Origin of the sequence: Aeromonas schubertii (genome assembly GCF_000820105.1) — a bacterium.
Taxonomy (GTDB): domain Bacteria; phylum Pseudomonadota; class Gammaproteobacteria; order Enterobacterales; family Aeromonadaceae; genus Aeromonas; species Aeromonas schubertii.
This window is the reverse complement of sequence record NZ_CDDB01000011.1, coordinates 114337-138871: the sequence shown is the minus strand read 5'-3', so window position 1 is coordinate 138871 and position 24535 is coordinate 114337. Positions and strand designations below refer to the sequence as shown.

Sequence of the window (24535 nt, the reverse complement as noted above, 5' to 3'; positions counted from 1 at the left end):
TCCCTGATTGCCACCTGCCTATGAAGAAGGGGCCTGACGGCCCCTTTACCCAGCCCCGACGATCACAACACGGGATGGAACCGTTCGGCCTCCCGGGTCGCCATCTCCTCGTAGATGGACCACTTCTGCAACGCCACCTGCTGGGCAATGGCCATCATCCGCTCGGCCTCCTCTGGGTGACTCTGGGCCAGCACCCGGTAGCGGGTCTCCTGCTCCCGATAGGTCTGCAAGGGAATGCCAGGGCGCAGGCTGTCGAGGCTGAAGGGATTGTGACCCGCCTCACGCAGCACAGGGTTGTAGCGCATCAGGGGCCAGTGGCCCGAATCGACCGCCCGTTTCTGCTGGGTCAATCCCTGCTCCATGTCGATGCCGTGAGCGATACAGTGGCTGTAGGCGATGATGAGTGACGGCCCGGGATAGGCCTCTGCCTCCCTCAGGGCCTGCAGCGCCTGCTGGGGATGAGCCCCGAAGGCGATGCGCGCCACATAGACGTTGCCATAGGCAATCGCCTGCAGGGCCACGTCCTTCTTGGCAAGCGTCTTGCCACCCGCGGCAAACTTGGCGACCGCCCCCAGCGGCGTGGACTTGGACATCTGTCCTCCGGTGTTGGAGTAGACCTCGGTGTCCATCACCAGTACGTTGACGTCGCGTCCGGAGGCCAGCACATGGTCGAGCCCGGCCGAGCCGATGTCATAGGCCCAGCCATCCCCCCCCACTATCCAGACCGAGCGGCGCACCAGCTGGTCGAGCAGCGACAACAGGGTCAACCCGGCCTCGTCGGGATGCGGCCCAAGCCGCTCCCGCACCCGGGCAATGCGCTGGCGCTGGTCACGGATCTCCGACTCCAGGCGCTGGGGCGCGCCGAGAATGGCGGCCACCACCTCCTCGCCCAGCGCCGGGGCCATGGCCTGCAGCGCCACTTCGGCCTGACTCCTGTGCTGATCGGCACTCAGACGCAATCCGAACCCGAACTCGGCGTTGTCCTCAAACAGGGAGTTGGACCAGGCCGGCCCCTTCCCCTCGCCGTTCTGGCTCCAGGGGGTGGTCGGCAGGTTGCCCCCATAGATGGAGGAGCAGCCGGTCGCGTTGGCCACCAGCATGCGATCGCCAAAGAGCTGGGTAAGCAGACGCAGGTAGGGGGTCTCGCCGCAACCGGCACAGGCGCCGGAGAACTCGAACAGGGGCTCGAGGAACTGCACCCCGCGCACGGTGGAGAAATCCACCTTGTCCCGCGCCGGCCAGGGGAGCGATTCAAACCAGGCGAGCCCCTCTTTCTCGGCCTCGAGGTGCACGCGCATCTCCTCCATCACGATGGCCCGCTCGCCCCCCTCGGTGCGCACCGGACACGCCTGGACACAGAGGCCACAGCCGGTGCAATCCTCCGGATAGACCTGCAGGGTGTAGCGGCTGTCGGGGAACCCCCGCGCCGTCACCGGTGCCGAGCGAACCGCATCGGGTGCATCGGCCAGCCACCTGGCGTGATAGAACTTGGCACGCAGGGCCGCATGGGGGCAGACGAAGGAGCAGTTACCGCACTGGATGCAGAGATCGGAGCGCCAGATGGGGATCTCCCGGGCGATGGCCCGCTTCTCCACCCGGCTGGTGGCGGTGGGGTAAGTGCCATCACAGGGCAGCAGTGAGACGGGAATGCGATCTCCCTGGCCCGCCAGCATGGGTCCTGTCACCCGCTCGAGGAAGGTATGCACCTCCGACGTCACCCCGTGTGGCAAGGCGATGGGCAGGGGATAGGGGGACTCGCTCTCCTCCCCCTGTTCGGGCCAGGGGATGGGATAGAGCTCTGCCAGGGTCCCATCGACCGCCGCGAAGTTGCGCTCGACCACCGCCTCCCCTTTCCTGGCATAACTCTTGGCGATGCTCTTCTTGATCAGCGCAATGGCCTCCTCCCTGGGGAGCACGCCGGCGAGGGCGAAGAAGCAGGTCTGCATGATGGTGTTGATACGCTTGCCCATGCCGGTCTGCTCGCTGACCCGATCCGCATCGATGGCCCACAGGGCAATGCCCTTGTTGCGGATCCGGGCACGCAGACGCGCCGGCAGTTGCTGCCAGAGCTGCTCCTTGGGCCAGGGGGCGTTGAGCAGCAGGGTGGCACCGGGGGCCGCGTGCTCGAGCAGATCGACGCTCTCGACGAAAGACCACTGATGGCAGGCGATAAAACTGGCCGCCTCGATAAGCCAGGGGGCGTCGATGGGATCAGGGCCAAAGCGCAGGTGAGAGACGGTGCGCGATCCCGACTTCTTGGAGTCGTAGACAAAATAGCCCTGGGCGTGCAGCTCGCCCCCCTCCCCGATGATCTTGATGCTGTTCTTGTTGGCCCCGACCGTGCCGTCGGCTCCGAGACCATAGAAGAGCGCCTGCACCCGGTTGGCCGGCTCCAGATTGGGCAGGGTCGGCACCGTCAGACTCAAGCCGGTCACATCATCGAGGATCCCCACGGTAAAGCGCGGGCGCGGGGCGGGCTCGCGCAGCTCGTTGAAGATGGCCACCCCCATGGCCGGGGTGAACTCCTTGGAGGAGAGGCCATAACGCCCCCCCGAGAGCCAGGGCAGCGCCCCGATGAGTCCCCGCTGCAGGGCATCGATGAGCGCGCTCTGCACATCGAGCAGCAGCGGCTCGCCGCCGGCCCCCGCCTCCTTGGTGCGATCGAGCACGGCGATGCGCCGCACCGTCCCGGGCAGGGCCGCGATGAGGGCGGCGCTCGGGAAGGGCCGATAGAGACGCACCTGCAGCACCCCCGTCTTGCCCCCCCGGGCGTTGAGCCAGTCGCTGGCAACACGGGCAGCCGCCACCCCCGAGCCCATCAGGATCACCACCTCGCTGGCATCCGGCGCCCCCCGATACTCCACCAGCCGGTAGGGTCGACCGGTGTGGCGGGCGAGCTCGTCCATCGCTTGCTGCACCCTGGCCGGTACCGCCTCGTAGAAGGGATTGACGCTCTCTCGCCCCTGGAAATAGGTGTCGGGGTTTTGCGCCGTGCCGCGCATCACCGGCCTGTCCGGGTTGAGGGAGCGCGCCCTGTGGCTGCGGATCCAGTCGTCATCGATCATGGCCCGAATGGTCGCCTTATCGATGGCTGCTATCTTGTTCACCTCGTGGGAGGTGCGAAAACCGTCGAAGAAGTGAATGAAGGGGACCCGGCACTGGAGAGTCGCCACGTGGGCAACCAGGGCGAGATCCTGGGCCTCCTGTACGCTGGCCGAGGCCAGCATGGCAAAGCCGGTGGTGCGCGCCGCCATCACATCCTGATGGTCACCGAAGATAGAGAGCCCCTGCGCCGCCAGTGCGCGGGCCGCCACATGGAACACCGCCGGGGTGAGCTCACCCGCTATCTTGTACATGTTGGGCAGCATCAGCATCAGCCCCTGGCTGGCGGTGAAGGTGGTGGCGAGTGCCCCCCCCTGCAGGGCGCCATGCACCGAGCCGGCGGCCCCCCCCTCGCTCTGCATCTCCACCACGGTGGGCACGTTGCCCCACAGGTTGGTCTGCCCCTCGTCGGCCCAGGCATCCGCCAGCTCCGCCATGGTGGAGCTGGGGGTGATGGGGTAGATGGCGCAGATCTCGCTTAGCTGGTACGCAATCCGTGCGGCGGCCTCGTTGCCGTCCACCATGATCATCTGGTCGCTCATCTGGCCTCCTCCATCTCGATGGCATTGCACGGGCACTGATCGTGGCAGGCGCTGCAACCGGTGCAGCGGGCCGGATCGACCCGGTAACCGAGGCCGGCCCCCAGCTTCTCGATCGCCTGCTCGGGGCAACTGCCGTAACAGCCATCGCACTCGAAGCAGTTGCCACACGAGTAACATCGGCTCGCCTCATAACGGGCCTCGCCTTCCGAAAGCCCTCCCACAATCTCCCTAAAGTCCTGGCGTGCCGCAGCCGCCATCACGGGCTGATCGCTGGCCGGCGCCCGGGTCTGGAACCACAGGTGCAGCCCCTCGTGGCCGATGAGGGGGTGTGAGGGCGGTTTTTGGTAATGCTCCCCGCGCAGCCAGGCATCCATGTGGCGCGCCGCCTTCTTGCCATGGCCGGTGGCGATGGTGACGGTGCGCTGTGAGGGAACCATGTCTCCCCCTGCGAACAATCCGGGCACATCGGTCATCAGGTTCTCGCCCACCTGCACCACCCCCTCCTGGTTGACCCGAACACCCGGTATGGTCTCGAGCACGGTCAGGTCTACCTCCTGGCCGAGGGCCAGAATGAGGGAATCCGCCTCCAGGGTCTCGATGCGGCCGGTGGGGACAGGTCTGCCATCCCCGTCCAGGGTCATCTCTTCCACCTCGATACGGCTCTCGTCCATGTGGCGAATGGAGCGCAACCAGTTGATCTTGATCCCCTCCTCCTCGGCCTCATCGGCCTCGAAGGCGTGGGCCGGCATATGATCCCGATCGCGCCGATAGATGATCATCGCCTCCTCGGCCCCGAGGCGACGGGCGGTGCGCGCCGCATCCATCGCCGTGTTGCCCCCTCCGTAGATGGCAACCCGTCGACCCAGCTTGGGTGGTGGCAGACCTTGCTCGACGCAAAGGCTTGCCTGCTCGAGGAAGCTCACCGCATCGAGGATCCGACCCGCCTCCCGGGCCGGGATATCGACCCGCTTGGCCAGATGGGCACCGATGGCCATAAAGACCGCATCGAAGCCCCCCTCGTCACGCTCGCGCAGCACATCCTCCACCTTGTGGTTGAGGGTCAGCGTCACGCCGGCCTCCACCAGACGGGCCACCTCACCATCGAGCACCTCCCGGGGCAGGCGATAGGCGGGAATACCAAAGCGCAGCATGCCGCCGGCCAGGGGACCCGCCTCGCGGATCTCCACCCGGTGGCCGAGGCGATTGAGGTGCCAGGCGCAGGAGAGGCCAGAGGGGCCTGCACCGACGACAAGCACCCGCTTGCCGCCGGTGCAAGAGAGGGGTGCCGGGCGCCACCCCAGGCGCAGCGCCTCATCCCCGAGGAAACGCTCGATGGCGTGGATGGAGACAGCCTCGTCGACGGCGGCGCGGTTACAGCTGCTCTCGCAGGGGTGATAACAGACCCGGCCATGGATGGCGGGAAAGGGGTTCTCTTCGACAAGCCGCTGTCAGGCCGCCTCGAAGTGGCCGGCCTGGGCAAGCGACAACCAGGCCTGGATGTTCTCTCCGGCCGGACAGGCGTGATTGCAGGGGGGCAGGGCCGGGCGCCAGGCAGGCACCCGACTGCGCACCGGACCCGTCCCCGTCTTGCGGGAGAGATCCGGCGGCGATGTCATATCCAGTTGTCTGCTCATAACATTGCTTTCTGCTTGTGGGTGAACCGACCGCCCTGAGCCCTTGAAAACCGGTTTGCCGTGGCGGCCGGTGGCAGGCGGGGAAAAGCAAAAGCGTTAAAAACCGGAAACTCGGTACAGTGTGTAACAAACGTTTGTCGAGGATGGCCACCCAGATCAAAAAAAGGCCGATTTGTTCAAGGCTTGTCCATCGCATAACGACCGGAGCGGGAGTCCAGCACCATTTTGTCCAGCTCACCGCTCTCACGCAGGGCCTTTAGACCCAGGTTGAAACGGGCGATAAGCTCGGCGGCATCGGGCCGCTTGCGGCTGATGAGCAGATGCCCCTCGACCCTCATCACCGGCTTGCTGTGAGTGGTAAAGAGATCCACTGTGCTCGCCGGATAGAACTGGCGCAGGGAGTAAAAACCCACATCCAGATTCTCCAAAGTGAGGTCGGCTCGCCCCGAGAGGATGAGATCGAAGCTCTGACGCAGCCGGGTCACAAACTGAACGTTGAGGGGTACCGACTCGATCGCCTTGTAAAAGGCCTCGTTATAGGTGTAACCACTGATGGCCACCAGGGCGCGAGGGGCGAGATCCCGAAACTCCTGCCACTCGAGGGGAGCCGACTTGAGGTAGAACCAGACATACGTCTCGGCCAGGATGGGATCGCTGTAGAGGTGGGTCTTGCGCCGCTCGGCCGACTCATACCAGTGGGCGGTGCCATCGACCACCCCCTCCTCGGAGAGACGATAGGCCCGCTTCCAGGGATAAAAGTCGAAGCGAACGGTCACACCCTCCCTGGCGAACGCGCTGGTGATGATATGGGGAATTAACCCTTGATGCTTGAGGCGTTCCGAGCAGTAGGGGGGATACTCGCCGGTAGTGAGCACCAGCGAGGTTCCGCCATGACAGACCCCGCTTAGCAGCAGTAAAAACAGCAATATCGCTCTCATGGCCACCTCCCTTTTCACCTCTACAAACATAGACCGCCGATGGAGTCGGGACCGAGAAGCCGGTATGCTCGGGGACTGATCCATACAAGGGAATCCACCATGTTCACCCTCAGCGCCCTCCACCTCTATCCCGTCAAGTCCTGCGCCCCCCTCTCCCCGAACCAGGCCCGGGTCACCGCAGAGGGACTGGCGGGTGATCGCCGCTACATGGTGGTGCGCCCCGACGGCAGCTTTATCACGGCCAGGACCCATCCCAGGCTGCAACTCATCCGGGCCCACCTCTGCGAGGGGGGTCTGCGACTCGAATATGGACAGGAGCCGCCGCTCTGTGTGCACGAAGCCGAGTTTGACCGCATCCCCTTTGCCACCCGAGTCTGGAGCGACGACTTCACCGCACTCACCACCACGGCCGGCGCCGATGCCTGGTTGAGTCGGGTGCTGGGCGAGCCGGCCCGATTGCTGTGGCTGGGGGTTACCTCCAATCGCTACCGGGAGAAAATCGGCACCCGGGTCAGCTTTGCCGATGGCTACCCCCTGCTGCTTATCTCGCAGGCTTCGCTCGAGGATCTCAACCTGCGCTCCGACGCCTTGCACACCATGAGTCAGTTTCGCACCAATCTGGTGGTCAGCGGCACGCTCCCGTTTGCCGAAGATGGCTGGGAGCGCATCCGCATCGGTGAGGTGGAATTTGCGCTGGCCAAACCCTGCAGCCGCTGCATCATGACCACGGTCGAGCCGGGCAGTGAACGCTTCAACGGGCTCAAGGAGCCGCTGGCGACCCTCTCCCGTTACCGTAAGGGGGAAGATGGGGAGGTCTACTTCGGCCAGAACCTCATTCCTCTCAACGAGGGAGTGATCGAGGTGGGCGCCCCCATAGAGGTGCTCGAGTATCGGCGCCCTGCCCACTACCCGAACGCGGCACCGGCTCGCCGCCGCCTGCGCTGTGTGGCGCGTGAATCCCTGGCCCGGGATCTCGAGACCTTCTGGCTGGAGGCCGACGACGCTCTGCCCCTGCCCGATTACCTGCCGGGCCAGCACCTGCCCATTGCCCTGGACATTGAAGGCCAACGCATCCTGCGTCGCTACACCCTGAGCTCCAGCCCCTCTCGTCCGGAGCGCCTCGCCATCAGCGTCAAGCGCATCGAGGAGGGGCACGCCTCCCCCTGGCTGCACAAGGAGCTGCAGGTAGGGCAGACCCTGCTCGCCCACGCCCCCGAGGGTCAGTTCCAGCTGGGGGGACGGCGCAAACTGCTGCTGCTTTCGGCCGGCTCAGGAGTCACCCCCATGCTCTCCATGGCCCGCTTCCTCGCGGATCGGGGAGAGCTTGGGGACGTTCACTTCCTTCATCAGTGCCGCAGCGAGGCGGATATTCCGGCCCGCGAAGAGTTGCTCGCCCTGCGTCAGGCCGGCCTGCACCTCACCCTGCTGCTAAGCCAGCCCGACCCCCACTGGCAGGGGTTAAAAGGACATCTCACCCGTGACCACCTGGCCGCCATCCCCCACCTGAGCGAGCGGGATGTCTACCTGTGCGGCCCCAACGGCTTTATGCAGCTGGCGATGGGCTGGCTCGGCGAGCTTGGGGTACCGGCCGAGCGGTTGCACCACGAATCCTTTGGGGGAACCGTGCTGGCGGTGGCTCGGCCCCACAAGAGCGTGCGCATTCGTGTCGGCGAGCGGGTGTTTCTCGGCAATAACCAGGGCTCCTTGCTCGATCAGGCCGGCAAACAGGGGATTGAGATCCCCTGGTCATGCCGTGCGGGTCTGTGCGGCAGTTGCCGCTGCACCCTGCTGGAGGGGGAGGTAGAGCATCCGGCAGCGCCGGCGCTGGATGAAGCGGCCCGGGCCCGGGGCGAGATCCTCGCCTGCTGCGCCGTCCCTCTGAGCGATATCGTGGCACAGCCCTAACTCCAGATTTGCGATCGTTCCCACTTGAGCGCTATACCCAATGGTGTCGGCACGGCATCAGGGTGACCGACTCCCCCCTGCTCCCGTGGCAGGAATGCACACGTAGTTGGAACGCTCGTCATGGAACAGACAAAATCCACCTTTCAGGTCAACCTGCTGATCTCGGTTGTCCTGCTGTTGTTGTTAGCGCTCACCTTTATCGCCTACATCTGGTCCAGTGCCCGGATCCAGGAGGCCAGTGAGCAACGATACCACTCCTATCAGTTGGCCGATGAGCTGCGCCAGTCCTCAGACGATCTGACCCGACTGGCCAGAACCTACGTCATCACCAAGGATCCCGCCTATGAGCAGCAGTACATGCGCATCCTGGCCATCCGTAACGGTGAGGCCGCCAGGCCCCAGGACTATCACCGGATCTATTGGGATTTCGTCGCCGCCACCGGTCAGCCTCCCCGGCCCGACAGCGGTGAGCGACGCGGGCTCATCGATCTGATGAAGGATGCGGGCTTTACCAGCCAGGAGCTGGCCAAGCTGACCGAGGCCAAGAACAACTCCGACGGACTGGTCAACACCGAGGTGGCCGCCTTCAAGCTGGTGCAGCAGAGCGATGGGGACCCCGTGGCCAATCAGCAACAGGCCATCGCCATGATGCATGACAAGGCCTATCACCAGAACAAGGCCAAGATCATGGAGCCCATCGATCAGTTCTATGTGCTGCTCGACAACCGCACCCAGGAGGCGGTAGAGGGGGTGGCCAGCCTGTCCCGGCTCATCGGCTACCTCTTCATCCTGCTGGGTGTGGCCCTGATGTTCTTCCTCTGGCGCACCTATCGCTCCCTGCTAGAGCTGGTGGGTAGCCCGGTTCAGGTGCTACGCCGGGAGCTGGAGCACATGGCCCGTGGCGACTTCTCCCGCGCCATAGAGGTGCCCGCCAATGCTCGCTATAGCCTGATTGGCATGCTCGCCGAGATGCAAAAGACCCTGCGCGACATCATCGGCAAGGTCTCCCACTCGGCCCAATCCCTGATGCAGTCGGCCGACAATATCGCCATGACGGCAGAGCAGACCTCCCATTATGCGGCCTCCCAGCAGGGCAGTACCCAGACCATGGCGGCCGCCATTGAGCAGTTGGTGGTGAGCATTACCCATCTCTCGGATAATGCCAGCAACGCCGATCAGCTCAGCAAGGATGCGGCAACGGCACTGGATCAGGGCTCTGCCGTTATCAACCAGACCCTAGACAGCATAGAGAGCATCTCCAGCACAGTGACCGACGCGGCCACCAGCATCGCCGAACTCAACACCCATACCCAACAGATCTCGGAGATCATCGAGGTGATCCGCGGCATCGCCGAGCAGACCAATCTGCTCGCCCTTAATGCGGCCATCGAAGCGGCGCGGGCCGGTGATCAGGGACGCGGCTTTGCGGTCGTGGCCGACGAGGTGCGCAATCTCGCCAGCCGCTCGGCCGCCTCGACCCAGCAGATCACCGGCATGATTCAGAAGATTCAGGGAGGGACAGACAGCTCGATCCGCAACATGGAGGCGGCGGTCAATAACGTCTCTCGCGGGGTTTCCCTTGCCAACCAGACCGGTGAGGCCATCACCAGCATCAAGAGCAATGCGGCCAATCTGACGGGACTGATGGGTGAGATTAGCCACACCCTGCGCGAGCAGTCGGTGGCAGCCAATGAGGTGGCGTCGACGGTGGGCACCATCACCTCCCTCTCAGAGCAGTCGCGGGATGCGGCCAGAAACTCGGCCCAGGAGGCCGAGCGGCTGCAGCGCCTGTCCCGTGAGCTGGAGACGGAGATGACCCACTTCAGATTGAGATAACAGAGTCAAAAAAGAAGGGCCGAACAATCGGCCCTTTTCATTCTCTGGCGCTCGCCGGCAATCAGCCGCGCAGAGCCTGAATGCGCTGCTCGATGGGCGGGTGGCTCAAGAAGAGCTCGCTCATGGAGCGCTTGCCGTTGATACCAAAGGCCATCATGGTGCCCTCCATCTGGGACTCGGGACCCCGGGCCAGACGCTGCAGGGCGGCGATCATCTTGTCACGACCGGCCAGCTTGGCGGCACCGGCGTCGGCACGAAACTCACGCTGACGGCTGAACCACATGACGATGATGGAGGCCAGGATGCCAAACACCATCTCCAGCACGAACACGGTCGCCATATAGGCAAGGCCACCGGTGCTGCTGCTCTCTTCATCGTTGTTGTTGCTAAAGAAGTTGCTGATGACGCCGGCCACGATACGGGCGAAGAACATGACGAAGGTGTTCACCACCCCCTGGATCAGGGTCAGGGTCACCATGTCGCCGTTGGCTACGTGGCTCACTTCATGGGCCAGCACCGCCTCGGCCTCGTCGCGACTCATGGTATAGAGCAGACCCGAGGAGACGGCGACCAGGGAGGCATCACGGCTCGCGCCGGTGGCAAAGGCGTTCATCTCGGGGGAGTCGTAGATCCCCACTTCCGGCATCTGGATGCCGGCCTCACGAGCCTGGCGAGCCACGGTGCTAACCAGCCAGTGTTCCATCTCGTTGCGGGGTTGTTCGATCACCTGCACGCCGTAGCTGCGCTTGGCCATCCACTTGGACATAAACAGGGAGATGAAAGATCCCCCGAAGCCGAACACGGCACAGAATACCAGGAGCCCACTGATGCTGGACTTGTTGATGCCGAGTACGCTGAACAGGATATTGAGTACCACCCCCAGCACCAGCATCACGGCGAGGTTGGTGACCAGGAACAGTAGGATGCGCTTCATTCTTGACTCCTCATTGGGCTACGCCATTTCATCAAAGTGGCGCCATGACCACTTCATGGCGCCACTATCGCAAAATCCAATGAATGATTGCTGAATGTTAACAATCAGAGCAAGGGGGAAACATCGAGCAGCCCTGAAGTTTCATGTCGTCTGTGCTCGGGTAGCCAGGGCATCTCGCCGAGGAAGGGGGCCGGCAACAGACCCCGCAGGGTATCGAGATTCTGCCGGTAGTGGCTCATCTCGGGGGTGACGCGATTCATGACCCACCCCACCACAGGCAGCCCTTCGCGGCGAATGGCCTCGAAGGTGAGCAGGGCATGGTTGAGGCAACCCAGCTTGGCTCCCACCACCAGAATGACCGGCAGGTTCTGCTCGCGCACCCAGTCCGAGAGGAGGTGCTGGCGATCCAGGGGCAAATACCAGCCACCGGCGCCTTCGACCAGCACCACATCGGCCTCGCTCTGCTGCAACCGGTGCAGACCCGACGTGATCGTCTCCAGCGAGATGGGGCTGTGGCACTCCTCGGCGGCGATATGGGGGGCGATGGGAGGCTCGTAGGCGATGGGATTGATCGCCTCATAAGGCTGGTCCACATTGCCCGCCTCCTGCAGCAGCAGGGCGTCGAGATTGCGCAGTCCCTGCGGGGTGCGGGCGCAACCGGCCGAGATGGGCTTGTAGCCTGCCGCCTTGTAGTCGAGGGCTGCCAGCTCCCTGAGCAGGGCGCACGCCACCTGGGTCTTGCCCACATCGGTATCGGTACCTGTGATAAAGAATGTCTTGGCCATAACGACTCCTGGCTCTGGATCGACCCCGCGCCGATCGGAATTAGGATGATTATATGACGGGCGTCGCCACACAGAGCGCCACCTGATAGGTGAGCGGCAACCCCTGCGCCTCTCGCCTTGTCTCAAACGCCTGCGCCAGTCGCCTCAGGCGGGCTCGTCCACCCAAACCAGCAGCCCCCTGAGCGTCGTTGACCTGGCTGGCGCCGATCCCCTTGATATCGCGCAGCAGCGCCTCGACCCCCTGATAGTAGAGGCACCAGGGGCGCACCTCGAGCCGCTCGATGGCAAGCCCACCGGCCGAGATAGCGGCGTCGAGCGCCTCTTGCTCCAGGAAGCGATTGACGTGCGGGGCCTCGTCGAGGGCCTGGTAGGAAGCCTTCAACTCGGCCAGTGAGCCCGACAACAGGGTCGAGAAGCAGAGCCGACCGCCCGGAGCCAACACCCGGCGCGCCTCGGCAAAGGCCTGCTCGGGATACTCGCACCACTGCAGGGCCAGACTGGAGAAGATGAGATCCTGTGAACCATCACCCAGGGGCAACGCCTCCGCATCGCCGCACACCAGCAGGGCACCGCTGTGGCGTTCGCCGGCCCGGGCCAGCATGCCGGGGGAGAGATCGAGGGCCGTGAGGGTGCGGCTGCGCGCCGCCAATGCGGGCAGAAAGTAGCCAGTGCCACAGCCCAAATCGAGCAGGCGATCCCTTCGCGCCGGCAGCCAGCCCAGCAGCGCCTCCCCCACCTCCCGCTGGAAGGCGGCGTGGGCATCATAATGGCGGGCCGCCGCCCCGAAGCGGCGGGCCAGCAGGGCCTTGTCGACCCGCTGAAACGGCTGCAACTCGCTCATGCCCCCTCCCGGCAGGCATTCAGCGCCGCCAGCAGGGCATCCACGTCCGCCTCGTTATGGGCGGCGCTTAAGGTGATACGAAGTCGCGCCGTGCCGGCCGGCACTGTGGGCGGGCGAATGGCGCTGACCCAGATGCCGCACGCGCGCAGCCGCGCCGCAAGCCCCAGGGCCGCCTCGCTCTCCCCCACCAGCAGCGGCTGGATCGGGGTGTGGCTCTGCCCCAGTTGCCACCCCTGGGCCTGGGCTCCCGAGCGAAAGCGCTCGATGAGGCGCGCCAGCCGTTCGCGGCGCCCCTCCCCGTCCCGCGCCAGGGCGATTGCGGCCGTGATGGCGTGGGCCTGGGCCGGCGGCATGTGGGTGCTATAGACATAGGTGCGGGCGAAGTTGGCCAGGTACGCCACCAGCTCGCGGCTGCCGGCCACAAAGGCGCCGGCCACCCCGAGCGCCTTGCCGAAGGTCCCCATGTGGATGTGGACCCGGCCCGGCGCCATGCCGAGCGATGCCAGGGTACCGCGCCCCTCGGGCCCCAGCACGCCGAGGCCGTGGGCGTCGTCGATCATCAACCAGTTGTTCGTTTCGGCGGCGAGCTCGCACAAGGCCGGCCAGGCACCGAGATCCCCGTCCATGCTGAACACCCCTTCCGAGACGATGAGGCCACGGCCGGGTTCGAGTTGACGTGCCAACGCCCCCATATCGTTGTGGGCAAAGCGCCGCATGGCGCAAGGGAGCTGGCTGCCCGCCTCCTGCAAGGAGGCGTGATTGAGCCGGTCTTGCCAGAGCAGATGCTCCTTGCCAAGCAGCGCCTTGAGCACCGCCTGATTGGCAGAAAACCCGCAGTTAAAGAGCAGCGCCGCCTCCACCCCGAGCCAGTCGCACAGGGTCTCCTCGAGACGCAGGTGCACCTCCTGGTAGCCGGTGACCAGGGGCGAGGCGCCGCTGCCGGCGCCAAAGCGGGCGACCCCGTCGGCAAATGCCTCGGCCAGCACCGGCTCCCGGGCCAACCCCAGGTAGTCGTTGCCGGCAAAATGAAGGTAGTCTCGCCCCGCAACGCGCAGCCGTGCCCCCTCAAGGCAGACCGCGCTGCGAGTGCGCAGCAAGGCCGCCTCGCGCCGCGCGGCCAGGGCGCCGGCAAGATCAAACGGGGAATTCATCGGCGGGCCGTGGCGTCGTAGAAGAGATCGCCGTTCGCCGGCGCACTGGCGGCCTGACGCGCCAGGGTGGCGTTAAGCTCTTCTTCCTGCACCGCGTCGGGTTTTTGGGCGCACTGGGCGGGACGGATGCCGAGGCGCTTGAACAGCTGCATGTCACTGCTCTCGTCCGGGTTGGGGGTGGTGAGCAGCTTGCAACCATAAAAAATCGAATTGGCGCCGGCCATAAAGCAGAGGGCCTGCAGCTGATCGTTCATCTTTTCCCGGCCGGCGGAGAGGCGCACGTGGGAGCGCGGCATCATGATGCGCGCCACGGCGATGGTGCGCACGAACTCGAACGGATCGAGGTTCGCCTCGTCTTCGAGCGGCGTCCCCTTCACCTTGACCAACATGTTAATCGGCACGCTCTCCGGGTGGCGCGGCAGGTTGGCCAGGGCCATCAAGAGGCCGGCCCGGTCGCTTGGCTGCTCACCCATGCCGACGATGCCGCCACTGCACACCTTCATGCCGGCGCCGCGCACGTGCTCCAGGGTATCGAGCCGGTCCTGGTAGGTGCGGGTGGTGATGATGTCACCGTAGAACTCGGGCGAGGTGTCGAGGTTGTGGTTGTAGTAGTCGAGCCCCGCCTCGGCGAGTCGGCCAGCCTGATCGGCGGTGAGCATGCCGAGGGTCATGCAGGTCTCCATCCCCATGGCGCGCACCCCCTCGATCATCTGGATGAGGTAGGGCATGTCGCGCTCCTTGGGGTTACGCCAGGCGGCGCCCATGCAAAACCGCGACGAGCCGTTCTCTCGCGCCTCGCGGGCCCGCTCCAGCACCTTCTCCACCTCCATCAGTCGCTCCGCCTCGAGGCCGGTCTGGTAGCGGGCGCTCTGGGGGCAGTACTTGCAATCTTCCGGACAGGCACCGGTCTTGATGGAGAGCAGGGTGCTCACCTGCACTTCGTTGGGGTCGAAGTGAGCGCGGTGCACACTCTGGGCGCGGAACAGGAGATCGTTGAACGGGAGGGCGAAGAGGGCCTGGACCTCGGTCAGGGTCCAGTCGTGGCGCGGTTCGATGCTCATGGAGTGCTTCTCGTTGTGGGGCTCTCGGGCCGTTAATGGTTGGCCAGTGTAGGGATTGCCGGTATCCTGTCAACACCAACCAGTTGAGCAACATTGACATCGGATTATTTTGTGAGCGAATTTGATTTGCGCCACATCTGGCACCCCTACACCTCCCTCACCCGCCCCCTCCCCTGCTACGAAGTGACCGAAGCAAGCGGCGTACACCTCACCCTGGCCGACGGTCGCCAACTGGTGGATGGCATGAGCTCCTGGTGGGCCTGTATCCACGGCTACCGGGTCCCCGAGCTCGACGCCGCCGCCACCGAGCAGCTCGGGCGCATGTCCCACGTCATGTTTGGCGGCATTACCCACCAGCCAGCCATTCGTCTGTGCCAGAAGCTGGTGGAGATAGCCCCCAAGGGGCTGGATCGGGTGTTCCTCGCCGATTCGGGCTCGGTCGCGGTGGAGGTGGCGCTCAAGATGGCCCAGCAGTACTGGCACGCCAAGGGGACGCCCAGAACCAAGTTTGTCTCCCTGCGCCGGGGCTATCACGGGGACACCTTCGGCGCCATGAGCGTGTGCGATCCGGATGGCGGCATGCACGAGCTCTACAAGGGCTTCTTGCCCGAGCACTACTTCGTCGAGGCACCGAGCTGCCGCTTCCACGACGAGTGGGACGAGCAGTGCGTGGTGGAGCTGGCGACCCTGATGGCGGATCACCATGAGGAAATCGCCGCCATCGTGCTCGAGCCCATCGTGCAAGGAGCCGGCGGCATGCGCTTCTACCACCCCCGCTACCTGCAGTGGGTGCGCGCCCTGTGCGACGAATTCGGGGTGCTGCTGATTGCCGACGAGATCGCCACCGGCTTTGGCCGCACCGGCCAGCTGTTTGCCTGCGACTGGGCCGGCATCCGCCCGGACATCATGTGCCTTGGCAAGGCCATCACGGGGGGCTACCTCACCCTGTCGGCGACCCTCACCACGGAGCAGGTCGCCACCACCATCTGCGAAGGCAAGGCCGGGGTCTTTATGCACGGGCCCACCTTCATGGGCAACCCGCTCGCCTGCGCGGTGGCCTGCGCCTCCATCGAGCTGTTGCTGGACTCTCCCTGGCAGGCGCGGGTCAAGGGCATCGAGGCCCAACTACAGGAGGAACTGCTGCCCCTCAGGACCCACGCGGCGGTGGCCGATGTGAGGGTGCTCGGGGCCATCGGGGTGGTGGAGCTGACCAGACCGGTCGATGTGGCCGCCATCCAGCGCCGCTTCGTCGAGCTTGGGGCCTGGATCCGCCCGTTTGGCAAGCTGGTCTACCTGATGCCACCCTTTGTCATCACGGCACAGGAGCTGTCGGTGTTGACCGGCGCCATCGCCACCGTGCTTGAGGAGGGAGGTTATACCGTTTGACTCCCGATTTTCTTGCGACTTTGTGAGCAACACACCAGACCGGGTCCCTGAAGAGGCGTAGACTGGAGCGGTTTTACCCAACGAACCCTCCATCGTCATGCGCCTCTCTATTGCCGCCAAGCTCAACTTCTTCCTGCTCTTCATCTTCTCCATGGTGCTGGTCTTCTCTGCCGCCTATCAGGCCGTGCGCGAGCGGGGTCTGATCCTCGATCTCGTCAAGGAGCAGAGTCAGGAGCAGACCGAAGCCTATTTTGACAGCCTCAATCTCTTGATGCTGACCGGCAAGATGAGCGCGCGGGATACCTTAAGAGAGAAATTCCTCAAGCACAGTCACGTGGAGGAGGCCAGAGTCATTCGCGCAGAGGCAGTCAACACCCAGTTTGGCGCGGGGCGAGCCCAGGAGCAGGCCCGCGACGACGTTGACCGGCAAGCCCTGGCGGGCCAAGCCACGTTGGAGGTCGTGCAGGAGGGGATCCACAGCCGCCTGGTGGCCACCCTGCCCCTGCGCGCCAGCAAGGAGTACAGGGGCACCGACTGCACCGCCTGCCATCAGGTACCGGAAGGCACCGTACTCGGTGCCGTGCGCATCGACTACTCCCTCGATCCCCTGTTTGCCCAGGTAGAGCGCAGCATCCTCGGATCGACCCTGATCCTCACCGCCATCTTCAGCCTGGGGCTGCTGCTCACTCTCTGGGTATTGCGCACCTGGGTCGTCAACCCCCTGGCTCAGCTCACCCGAGCCATGGAGGAGGCGACCGATCGCCACGACTTCGGTCATCGTCTCGACTATGAGGATACCGATGAGATTGGGCGGGTCGCGGTGGCCTATAACCAGATGCTCGACAGCGTAGAGCAACAGTTGGCACTGCAGCAGGCATCAACCCAGGTAATAGGCTCCGAGTCCCCCCAGCAGCACCATCATCAGTAACCAGAGCTGGGTCTGGCGGCTATCTTCCAGCCGCCGGTTACGCCGCCATCCGATGACCAGGGTGGTCAGGGTCAGCAGGCAGTTAAACCAGAGGGCCCCAAGCAGCCAGAGGGTCAGCTCGGGCAGCCATTCACGCCGGATCTCGATGCCACCGTAGCGCAGGAAGCCCACATCCATCTCCGGCCTGGCCAGATGAAAGAGTGCCAGCGCCACCAACAGCAGGCCCCAACAGATCAGAGTCAGCCCCTGGGTGAGACGCACCCAGAGATCCGGTCCTCGACGACGATCCCTCTCCATTTCAATACCACTCCCGGGTAGCGCCTATACCCATATTTTTGCTTGTTTATCAATCCGGCGCGGGTAAGATTATGCCTTCGGCTGGCGCCCGGCGCCCAGCCCGTCAGAACTTTGCACAATAAAGCGTTGCAAGAACAAGCTGGAGACAATATTTCAAATGACGCACGCATCCGTAGTTGATGTGCTGACCGGCAAGTATGCGGTTGGCACCACCCTGACCGTCAAGGGGTGGATCCGGACCCGCCGTGATTCCAAGGCGGGGATCTCGTTTTTGGCCATTACCGATGGCTCCTGTTTCCATCCGGTGCAGGCCGTCGTCCCCAATTCCCTGGCCAATTACGAGAATGAAGTGCTGCGTCTGACCACCGCCTGCTCCGTCGAAGTGACCGGCACCGTGGTCGAGTCCCAGGGCAGCGGCCAGGCCTTCGAGCTGCAGGCCTCCGAGGTCAAGGTGGTCGGCTGGGTCGAGGACCCGGACACCTATCCCATGTCCGCCAAACGCCACAGCATCGAGTACCTGCGCGAGCAGGGTCACCTGCGCGCCCGTACCAACATCGTCGGCGCCGTGACCCGGGTGCGTAACTGCCTCTCCCAGGCCATTCACCGCTTCTTCCACGAACAGGGCTACCTCTGGATCGCGGCACCGCTCATCACCGCCTCCGACACCGAAGGCGCCGGCGAGATGTTCCGTGTCTCCACCCTGGACATGGAAAACCTGCCGCGCACCCCGGAAGGCAAGGTCGACTACGACAAGGACTTCTTCGGCAAGGAGACCTTCCTGACCGTGTCCGGCCAGCTCAACGTCGAGACCTATGCCTGCGCCCTCTCCAAGGTCTACACCTTCGGGCCCACCTTCCGCGCCGAAAACTCCAACACCAGCCGTCACCTGGCCGAGTTCTGGATGGTCGAGCCGGAAGTGGCTTTCGCCGATCTGAACGATAACGCCGCCCTGGCCGAAGCCATGCTGAAGTATGTCTTCAACGCCGTGCTGCGTGAGCGCCGCGACGATCTGGAGTTCTTCACCCAGCACGTGGACAAGGATGCCATCGGCCGTCTCGAGCGTTTCGTCGCCTCTGACTTCGCCCAGGTGGACTACACCGACGCCATCACCATTCTGGAGAACTGTGGCAAGAGCTTCGAGTTCCCGGTCTCCTGGGGTATCGATCTCTCCTCCGAGCATGAGCGTTACCTGGCCGAAGAGCACTTCAAGGCACCTGTGGTGGTGAAAAACTACCCGAAGGACATCAAGGCCTTCTACATGCGCCTCAACGACGACGGCAAAACCGTTGCCGCCATGGACGTGCTGGCCCCGGGGATCGGCGAGATCATCGGTGGCTCCCAGCGTGAGGAGCGTCTCGAGGTGCTGGATCAGCGCCTGGCCGAGATGGGCCTGAACAAGGAAGACTACTGGTGGTACCGTGACCTGCGTCGCTACGGCACCGTGCCCCACTCCGGTTTCGGCCTGGGCTTCGAGCGCCTGGTGGTCTATGTGACCGGCATGGGCAACGTGCGCGACGTGATCCCCTTCCCGCGCACCCCCCGCACCGCCGAGTTCTAATCGAACCCGATTCACGAGCCGCCCTCTTGGGCGGCTTTTTTATGCGCCGGGCCCGGCAAATAACAAAATACCTATTAGCCGCTTTTTTGTGGTTTTTAAGTTCTTATTGAAGCGGCTCAACTTTTCCTGGTGGCGCTGCCGGGATAATGAAAACTAACCCTTAAGGGCTAATAATAACATTGACGAGGGGAGCGTGTTTTTCCACCAGGAAAACACCTACACAACGCAACTGGAGGATACAGGATATGATCCTGATGGAATTTCTCGTGGTGCTGGGCTGCTTGCTGCTCGGTACCCGATTTGGGGGAATGGGGCTAGGTCTCATCAGCGGCATCGGCCTGTTCATTCTGAGCTTCGTGTTCGGCCTCACCCCGGGTGAGCCACCGGTACAGGTCATGCTCACCATCCTCGCCGTGATCGGCTGCGCCGCAACGCTGCAGACCGCCGGTGGTCTCAATCTCATGATGCAGATCGCCGAGCGCCTGCTGCGCCGCCATCCCCAGTACATCACCATACTGGCGCCGCTCACCACCTGGACGCTGACCTTCCTGTGCGGCACCGGCCACGTGGTCTACACCATGTTCCCCATCATCGCCGACATAGCGCTGCAGAAGAACATTCGCCCCGAGCGCCCCATGGCGGTCGCCTCGGTCGCCTCCCAGATGGCCATCTGCGCCTCCCCGGTCTCGGTGGCCGTGGTCTCTCTGGTCTCCATCCTGGGCGCCAAGGCCGGTATCGGCCATGCCTACAGCCTGCTCGAGATCCTGATGGTCTCGGTACCGGCCTCCCTGTGTGGCGTGCTGACCGCCGCCCTGTGGAGCCTGCGTCGCGGCAAGGATCTCGACAAAGATGAAGAGTTCCAGGCCAAGCTGCAGGATCCCCATCAGCGCGAGTTTATCTATGGTGGCAGCGAGACGCTGCTGGACAAGAAGTTCCCGAAAGAAGCCTATCGCTCCACCTGGATCTTCTTTGCCGCCATTGCCGCCGTGGTCGTGCTGGGTGCCGATGCCTCCTTGCGCCCGGTGTTCGAGATGGGTGGCAAGACCGGCCCCCTCTCCATGAACCTGGTGATCCAGATGATGATGCTGATCGCCGGCGCCGTGATCCTGATGAGCTGCAAGGTCAAGGCCTCCGAGATCTCCAACGGCCCCGTCTTCAAGGCCGGCATGGTTGCCATCTTCTCCGTCTTCGGCGTCGCCTGGATGAGCGAGACCTTCTTCCACAGCCATATGCCGCTGCTCAAGGAGAACCTGGCCCACGTGGTGCAGGCCCAGCCCTGGACCTACGCCCTGGTGCTGTTCCTCATCTCCAAGCTGGTAAACAGCCAGGCCGCGGCACTGACCGCCATCGCCCCCATGGGGCTGGCGCTGGGGGTCGATCCCAAGCTGCTGATCGCCTTCCTGCCGGCCAGCTATGGCTACTTCATCCTGCCGACCTACCCGAGCGATCTGGCCTGTATCGGCTTCGACCGCTCCGGCACCACCCGCATCGGCAAGTACATATTGAACCACAGCTTTATCATCCCGGGTCTCATCGGGGTGAGTGTGGCCAGTACCGTCGGCTACCTGCTGACCAGCGTACTCCTCTAAGCCACAGCCTCTGCTCAACGCCCCCATCACGGGGGCGTTTTACTTTGTGCTCGACACCCGGGCTATCCCCGCGCATCATGGCCTTTTTGAGCCGTTTCCCATGTCCCGTGCCATCATGCTCTGGACCGGTGGCAAGGACTCCATGCTCGCCCTCACAGAGGCGCGTCTGCAAGGGGTCGCTGTCGCCGCTCTGGTCACCTTTACTCCCCCTTCCCCCCATTTTCTGGTTCATCCACTGCCACTGATCCATGCCCAGGCCGACGCCCTCGCACTCCCGCTGTATCGGATGACCATCACGGCCCCCTATGCCACCAGCTACGAGCGCGCCCTGGCAGAGCTGTGAGAACGACTGGGGATCGACTGCGTCATCACAGGGGACATAGCGCCGGTGGGCGCCCCCAACTGGATCGTCGAGCGCTGCCACTCGCTTGGACTCAGCCCTCTGCTTCCCCTCTGGGAGAGGCCCAGGAAGGCGCTGCTGGAGCGCCTCCTCTCGCTTCGTATCGAGTGCCTCTTCTCCTGCGTGAATACTCGCAACCTCCCTGCTAACTGGGTAGGGCGCCGACTCGATGCGCAGGCCCTGCTCGATCTGGAGCAACTCGCAGCAAGAGGCAAACTGGATCTCTGTGGTGAGCAGGGGGAGTACCACACCATGACCCTCAATGGCCCTGGCTTTCGTCTCCCCCTGCGGGTGGAGCCCGGCACCATCGCCCGCCAGGGAGAGCTGGCCTATCTGCACGCCCCCAGGCTCATACTGCCGGCAGCATAAAGGAGGCCTCCTCTGTCACTTCACAGAGCAAGCACTGGCCATCAGTGACATAAGCGGAATAAAATAAAGACAAGCTCGGACCAGACCAGCAATAACCGCCAGATACACCGGATAATGGGCTCCTGTTTGCGCCAGATCATGGCCGCCAACCCCTCTGGCGCCCACTATGCGGACCGAGATCCCGCGAACTGTCGCATCGGAGAAAACTATGACCAGTCAATCCACTCAAGCGCATGGCGTGTGCGATGCCACCCTTTGGGCCATTCTGACCGAATTGGCCCGGGAGCGGACCACCATTCGCTACTCCAAGCTGGCCAAACTGGCCGGGCTTGAAAACTGTCAGGACGAGCTAAGAACCCTGCTGCAACGGATCCGCATGCACTGCACCGAGCATCAGCTGCCCATCCTCTCTGCTCTGGTCGTGGACGATGTGGGCAAATATCAGGGGCTCACCTCGGCCCAGCCCGATGCGCCCTGGGAGCGGGCCCGTATCTTCGATCACCCCTGGCCGACCCGACCCCGGTGATCCCCCAATAAAAAAACCACCTCAAGCGAGGTGGTTTTTTGTTTATCAGGCCTGCTCCAACAGCCGGGCCACGGTGCGCATGCCGAGGGTCGTCGCCCCCGGCGCCCACAGGCTGTCACCGTTATCGCAGAAGCAGGCGGCCAGATCGATATGCAGCCACCCCTCACCATCCCGGGGCACGAAGCGCGACAGGAAACCGGCCGCATTGGAGGCTCCGCCTGCGCCGCCCCCCTTCACCGGTCGGCTATTGGCGGTGTCGGCGTAGTGGGAAGGGCACATGCCCCGGTGCCAGCGCTCCAGCGGCAGGGGCCAGGCCGGCTCCTGCTCCGCATCGGCCACTTGCCGGGCCCGCTCCACCAGCGGCTTGTCGAGGCCAAACAGGGCGTTGTAGCGCCCCCCCAGGGCCATCACGGCAGCCCCGGTCAGGGTGGCGGCATCGATGATGAGCGGCGCCCCCGACTCCCCGGCCAGTTGCAGACCGTCGGCCAGCACCAGGCGCCCCTCGGCGTCGGTGTTGACGATCTCTACCGTGGTACCGTTCTTGTAGGTAAGGATGTCCCCGAGCTTGTAGGCATGGCCAGAGACCAGGTTCTCGGCGCAGCAGAGAATGAGCTTCACCCGTTTGGTCAAACCACGCGCGATGGCGAGCCCCAGGGCGCCGGTCACGATAGCCGCCCCTCCCATGTCGCACTTCATGGTGAGCATCCCCTCGGAGCTCTTCATGGAGTAGCCGCCCGAGTCGAAGGTGATCCCCTTGCCCACCAGGGCGGCCGCCACCGGCGCCTTGGGATCCCGGGTCGGGTTGTAGTCGAGCTCAAGCAACACGGGCTCCCGTGCACTGCCACGCCCCACCGACCAGATCCCGGTCCAGCCCGCCTGCTGCAGGGCCTCGCCCTTGAGAATGCGATGGCTGACCCGATCCGGCGCCAGCTCGGTAATGAACGCAGCCGCCTCCACCGCCAGCTCCAGCGGGCCGATCTGCTCCGGGGTGGCGTTGGTCATCTCGCGTACCCAGCGACCACAGAGCCAACGGGCCTCGAGTTCGGCGCGGTCGCTCTCTTCGCAGGTGGCCCACTGCAGCTGCACCTCGGCCTTGGGGGTCTGGAAGCCCTGGGCGAAGGCCCACTGCTGCTCCCGCTCCCAGTGGCCACAGAGGGCCGCTTGCTGGATCCCCTGAGCGCAGAGGCGACGGGCCCCCTGCTGAATATCCCCCAGAGGATCACTGCCCAAATGAATGGCAATGCCCTCCTGATGCCAGGAGAGCAGTGCCCCCTCGCCCCACGCAGGGGCGGCCGGATCGCGACTCAACCAGACGTTCATGCGCATACCTCCCCGAGCCAGGCGGCAATGGTGCGCAGGCCGTGTCCCTTGGCACCGACGGCCCAGAGATCGTTGCCCGCCTTCTGATAGGAGCCGGCCAGATCCATGTGTACCCAACCCTCTCCTCCTGCATGCACGAAGCGCGACAGGAAGGCGGCCGCCGTGGTGGCCCCGGCGGTGCCCTCGGCGCTCGCCACGTTGCCCATATCGGCAAAGGAGGAGCTGAGCTGACCCACATGCCAGGGCTCGAGGGGCAGCGGCCAGGCCTTCTCGTTCTCGCGGCGGGCGGCGGCCAACAGACGGGCAGACTCCTCCTCATCGAGGGCGAACACGGCATTGTAGTCGCGTCCCAGCGCCATCTTGGCGGCGCCGGTCAGGGTGGCGGCATCGAGGATGCAAGCGGCGCCGCTCTCGACGGCGGTGAGCAGGCCATCGGCCAGTACCAGGCGCCCCTCGGCGTCGGTGTTCTGGATCTCCACCGACAGGCCGTTGCGATAGGTGAGGATGTCACCGAGTTTGAAGGCATGGCCCGAGACCAGGTTCTCGGCACAGCAGAGGATCAGCTTGACCCGCTTGTCGAGGCCACGGCTGATGGCGAGTGCCAGGGCACCGGTCACCATGGCGGCGCCGCCCATGTCGGACTTCATGGGCAACATGTTGTCGGAGGACTTCATGGAGTAACCGCCGGAGTCGAAGGTGATCCCCTTACCCACCAGGGCCGCCGCCACCGGCGCGTCGTCACGGCCGGTCGGGTTGTAGTCAAGCTCGAGCAGCACAGGCTCGCGTTCGCTGCCACGGCCCACCGACCAGATGCCGATGTGGCCGGCTTCTCGCAGTGCCTCGCCGGCCGTGATACGGGCAGTCACCCTCTCGCCCCCCAGGCCGCGAATGAGCAGCAGGGCCGATTCGGCCAGGGTCATGGGGTAGATCTCCTCGGGACAGGCGTTGGTCACATCGCGCACCCACTGGGTCGCCTTGAGCAGCCCTCCCAGCTCGCGGGCCTCCTGCTCGCTCTGCTCACCGAAGTCGAGCTCGCGATCCCCCTTGGCCGCATAGAAACCCTGGGCAAAGGCGAAGCGACGCTCCAGATCCCACCCTTGCCCTGCCAGGCGCACCTGACGGATGCCGGAGGACTCGAGGCGGCGGGCGGCGCGCTGCACGGCGCGTAGCACATCTCCCTCGAGGTGGATGCGGGCCGTCTCCCCCTCGAAACTGAGCAGGGCTCCCGCCCCCCATACGGCGGGCGCCGGGGTGGTAGTGAGCAGAACGTTCATCAATTCAGCCATCTTGGTTTGCTTCCTTCTTCTTGTGATCGCCGGCCAAACCGGCGCTTAATCCATCATGGGTTGATTGCTGCGGCAAATAAAAAAGGCCGTGCCCCGGGGGCAACGGCCTTTCACCATATCATTGCGACGCCTTCACCGCAGCACCAC

General features: G+C 64.4%; 17 protein-coding genes and 2 pseudogenes. 8 read left to right on the top strand and 11 right to left on the bottom strand.

Translation table 11 applies throughout. The features are described 5' to 3' along the window. Positions 1–62: 62 nt before the first annotated feature. The 3 genes and pseudogenes from nifJ to BN1133_RS03065 all read right to left on the bottom strand — a co-directional run bounded on the left by nifJ (position 63) and on the right by BN1133_RS03065 (position 6216). Positions 63–3644: a pyruvate:ferredoxin (flavodoxin) oxidoreductase gene (gene nifJ, locus BN1133_RS03075; RefSeq protein WP_050665084.1), complete on the bottom strand. Its 3582-nt coding sequence runs from the start codon at positions 3642–3644 to the stop codon at positions 63–65. Beyond that, positions 3641–5278 (bottom strand): annotated as a pseudogene (locus BN1133_RS03070) (NAD(P)-binding protein). Before BN1133_RS03070 ends, nifJ begins: the two are co-directional and overlap by 4 nt. Before the next feature lie 176 nt (positions 5279–5454). Further along, positions 5455–6216 (bottom strand): substrate-binding periplasmic protein, encoded by a 762-nt coding sequence (locus BN1133_RS03065; protein WP_050665083.1) that lies wholly within the window; start codon positions 6214–6216, stop codon positions 5455–5457. Between the two features lie 99 nt (positions 6217–6315). Here BN1133_RS03065 and BN1133_RS03060 point away from each other — a divergent pair, with 99 nt between their 5' ends. Both BN1133_RS03060 and BN1133_RS03055 read left to right on the top strand, forming a co-directional pair. Continuing rightward, positions 6316–8121 carry a hybrid-cluster NAD(P)-dependent oxidoreductase gene (locus BN1133_RS03060; RefSeq protein ID WP_050665082.1) on the top strand — a complete coding sequence of 602 codons (1806 nt, stop codon included), beginning with the start codon at positions 6316–6318 and terminating at the stop codon, positions 8119–8121. 120 nt (positions 8122–8241) lie between these two features. After that, entirely contained in the window at positions 8242–9957 is a 1716-nt protein-coding gene (locus BN1133_RS03055; protein WP_050665081.1) for a methyl-accepting chemotaxis protein, read from the top strand. Positions 9958–10018: 61 nt separating this feature from the next. Here BN1133_RS03055 and htpX read toward each other — a convergent pair whose 3' ends face one another. The 5 genes from htpX to bioB all read right to left on the bottom strand — a co-directional run bounded on the left by htpX (position 10019) and on the right by bioB (position 14729). After that, positions 10019–10891 (bottom strand): protease HtpX, encoded by an 873-nt coding sequence (gene htpX / locus BN1133_RS03050; RefSeq protein WP_050665080.1) that lies wholly within the window; start codon positions 10889–10891, stop codon positions 10019–10021. A gap of 104 nt (positions 10892–10995) precedes the next feature. After that, a complete protein-coding gene (bioD, locus tag BN1133_RS03045; RefSeq protein ID WP_050665079.1) occupies positions 10996–11676 on the bottom strand; it encodes a dethiobiotin synthase in 681 nt (226 codons plus the stop codon). Positions 11677–11725: 49 nt separating this feature from the next. Further along, a complete protein-coding gene (gene bioC / locus BN1133_RS03040) occupies positions 11726–12517 on the bottom strand; it encodes a malonyl-ACP O-methyltransferase BioC (RefSeq protein WP_050665078.1) in 792 nt (263 codons plus the stop codon). After that, a complete protein-coding gene (gene bioF / locus BN1133_RS03035; protein ID WP_050665077.1) occupies positions 12514–13668 on the bottom strand; it encodes an 8-amino-7-oxononanoate synthase in 1155 nt (384 codons plus the stop codon). Before bioF ends, bioC begins: the two co-directional genes overlap by 4 nt. Further along, positions 13665–14729 (bottom strand): biotin synthase BioB, encoded by a 1065-nt coding sequence (gene bioB / locus BN1133_RS03030; protein WP_050665076.1) that lies wholly within the window; start codon positions 14727–14729, stop codon positions 13665–13667. The genes bioF and bioB overlap by 4 nt, the downstream gene beginning before the upstream one ends. A 111-nt stretch (positions 14730–14840) precedes the next feature. Between bioB and bioA the strand changes: the two genes are divergently transcribed. Both bioA and BN1133_RS03020 read left to right on the top strand, forming a co-directional pair. After that, positions 14841–16115, top strand: coding sequence for an adenosylmethionine--8-amino-7-oxononanoate transaminase (bioA, locus tag BN1133_RS03025; RefSeq protein WP_050665075.1), 1275 nt, complete (start codon positions 14841–14843; stop codon positions 16113–16115). Positions 16116–16212: 97 nt separating this feature from the next. After that, on the top strand, positions 16213–17043 hold the full coding sequence (locus BN1133_RS03020; RefSeq protein WP_050665074.1) for a HAMP domain-containing protein: 831 nt from the start codon (positions 16213–16215) through the stop codon (positions 17041–17043). Here BN1133_RS03020 and BN1133_RS03015 read toward each other — a convergent pair. Next, a complete protein-coding gene (locus tag BN1133_RS03015) occupies positions 16993–17340 on the bottom strand; it encodes a hypothetical protein (protein WP_050665073.1) in 348 nt (115 codons plus the stop codon). The two genes, BN1133_RS03020 and BN1133_RS03015, sit on opposite strands and share 51 nt — an antisense overlap. A 157-nt stretch (positions 17341–17497) precedes the next feature. On the opposite strand from BN1133_RS03015, the gene asnS reads away from it, so the two are divergent. From asnS to BN1133_RS02995, 4 genes and pseudogenes are all read left to right on the top strand, one after another. Continuing rightward, positions 17498–18898: an asparagine--tRNA ligase gene (gene asnS, locus BN1133_RS03010; RefSeq protein WP_050665072.1), complete on the top strand. Its 1401-nt coding sequence runs from the start codon at positions 17498–17500 to the stop codon at positions 18896–18898. Positions 18899–19143: 245 nt separating this feature from the next. Beyond that, a complete protein-coding gene (locus BN1133_RS03005; RefSeq protein WP_050665071.1) occupies positions 19144–20487 on the top strand; it encodes an anaerobic C4-dicarboxylate transporter in 1344 nt (447 codons plus the stop codon). Between the two features lie 100 nt (positions 20488–20587). Next, a pseudogene (locus BN1133_RS03000) lies at positions 20588–21256 on the top strand (Dph6-related ATP pyrophosphatase). 208 nt (positions 21257–21464) lie between these two features. Further along, positions 21465–21782, top strand: a complete 318-nt coding sequence (locus BN1133_RS02995; protein ID WP_050665070.1) for a hypothetical protein — start codon at positions 21465–21467, stop codon at positions 21780–21782. A 45-nt stretch (positions 21783–21827) separates the two neighbouring features. Here BN1133_RS02995 and pepB (BN1133_RS02990) read toward each other — a convergent pair whose 3' ends face one another. Continuing rightward, positions 21828–23102, bottom strand: a complete 1275-nt coding sequence (gene pepB, locus BN1133_RS02990) for an aminopeptidase PepB (RefSeq protein WP_050665069.1) — start codon at positions 23100–23102, stop codon at positions 21828–21830. Continuing rightward, the gene (pepB, locus tag BN1133_RS02985; RefSeq protein ID WP_050665068.1) at positions 23099–24388 is read right to left on the bottom strand and encodes an aminopeptidase PepB; all 1290 of its coding nucleotides are present in this window, start codon (positions 24386–24388) and stop codon (positions 23099–23101) included. Before pepB (BN1133_RS02985) ends, pepB (BN1133_RS02990) begins: the two co-directional genes overlap by 4 nt. Between the last annotated feature and the right edge of the window lie 147 nt (positions 24389–24535).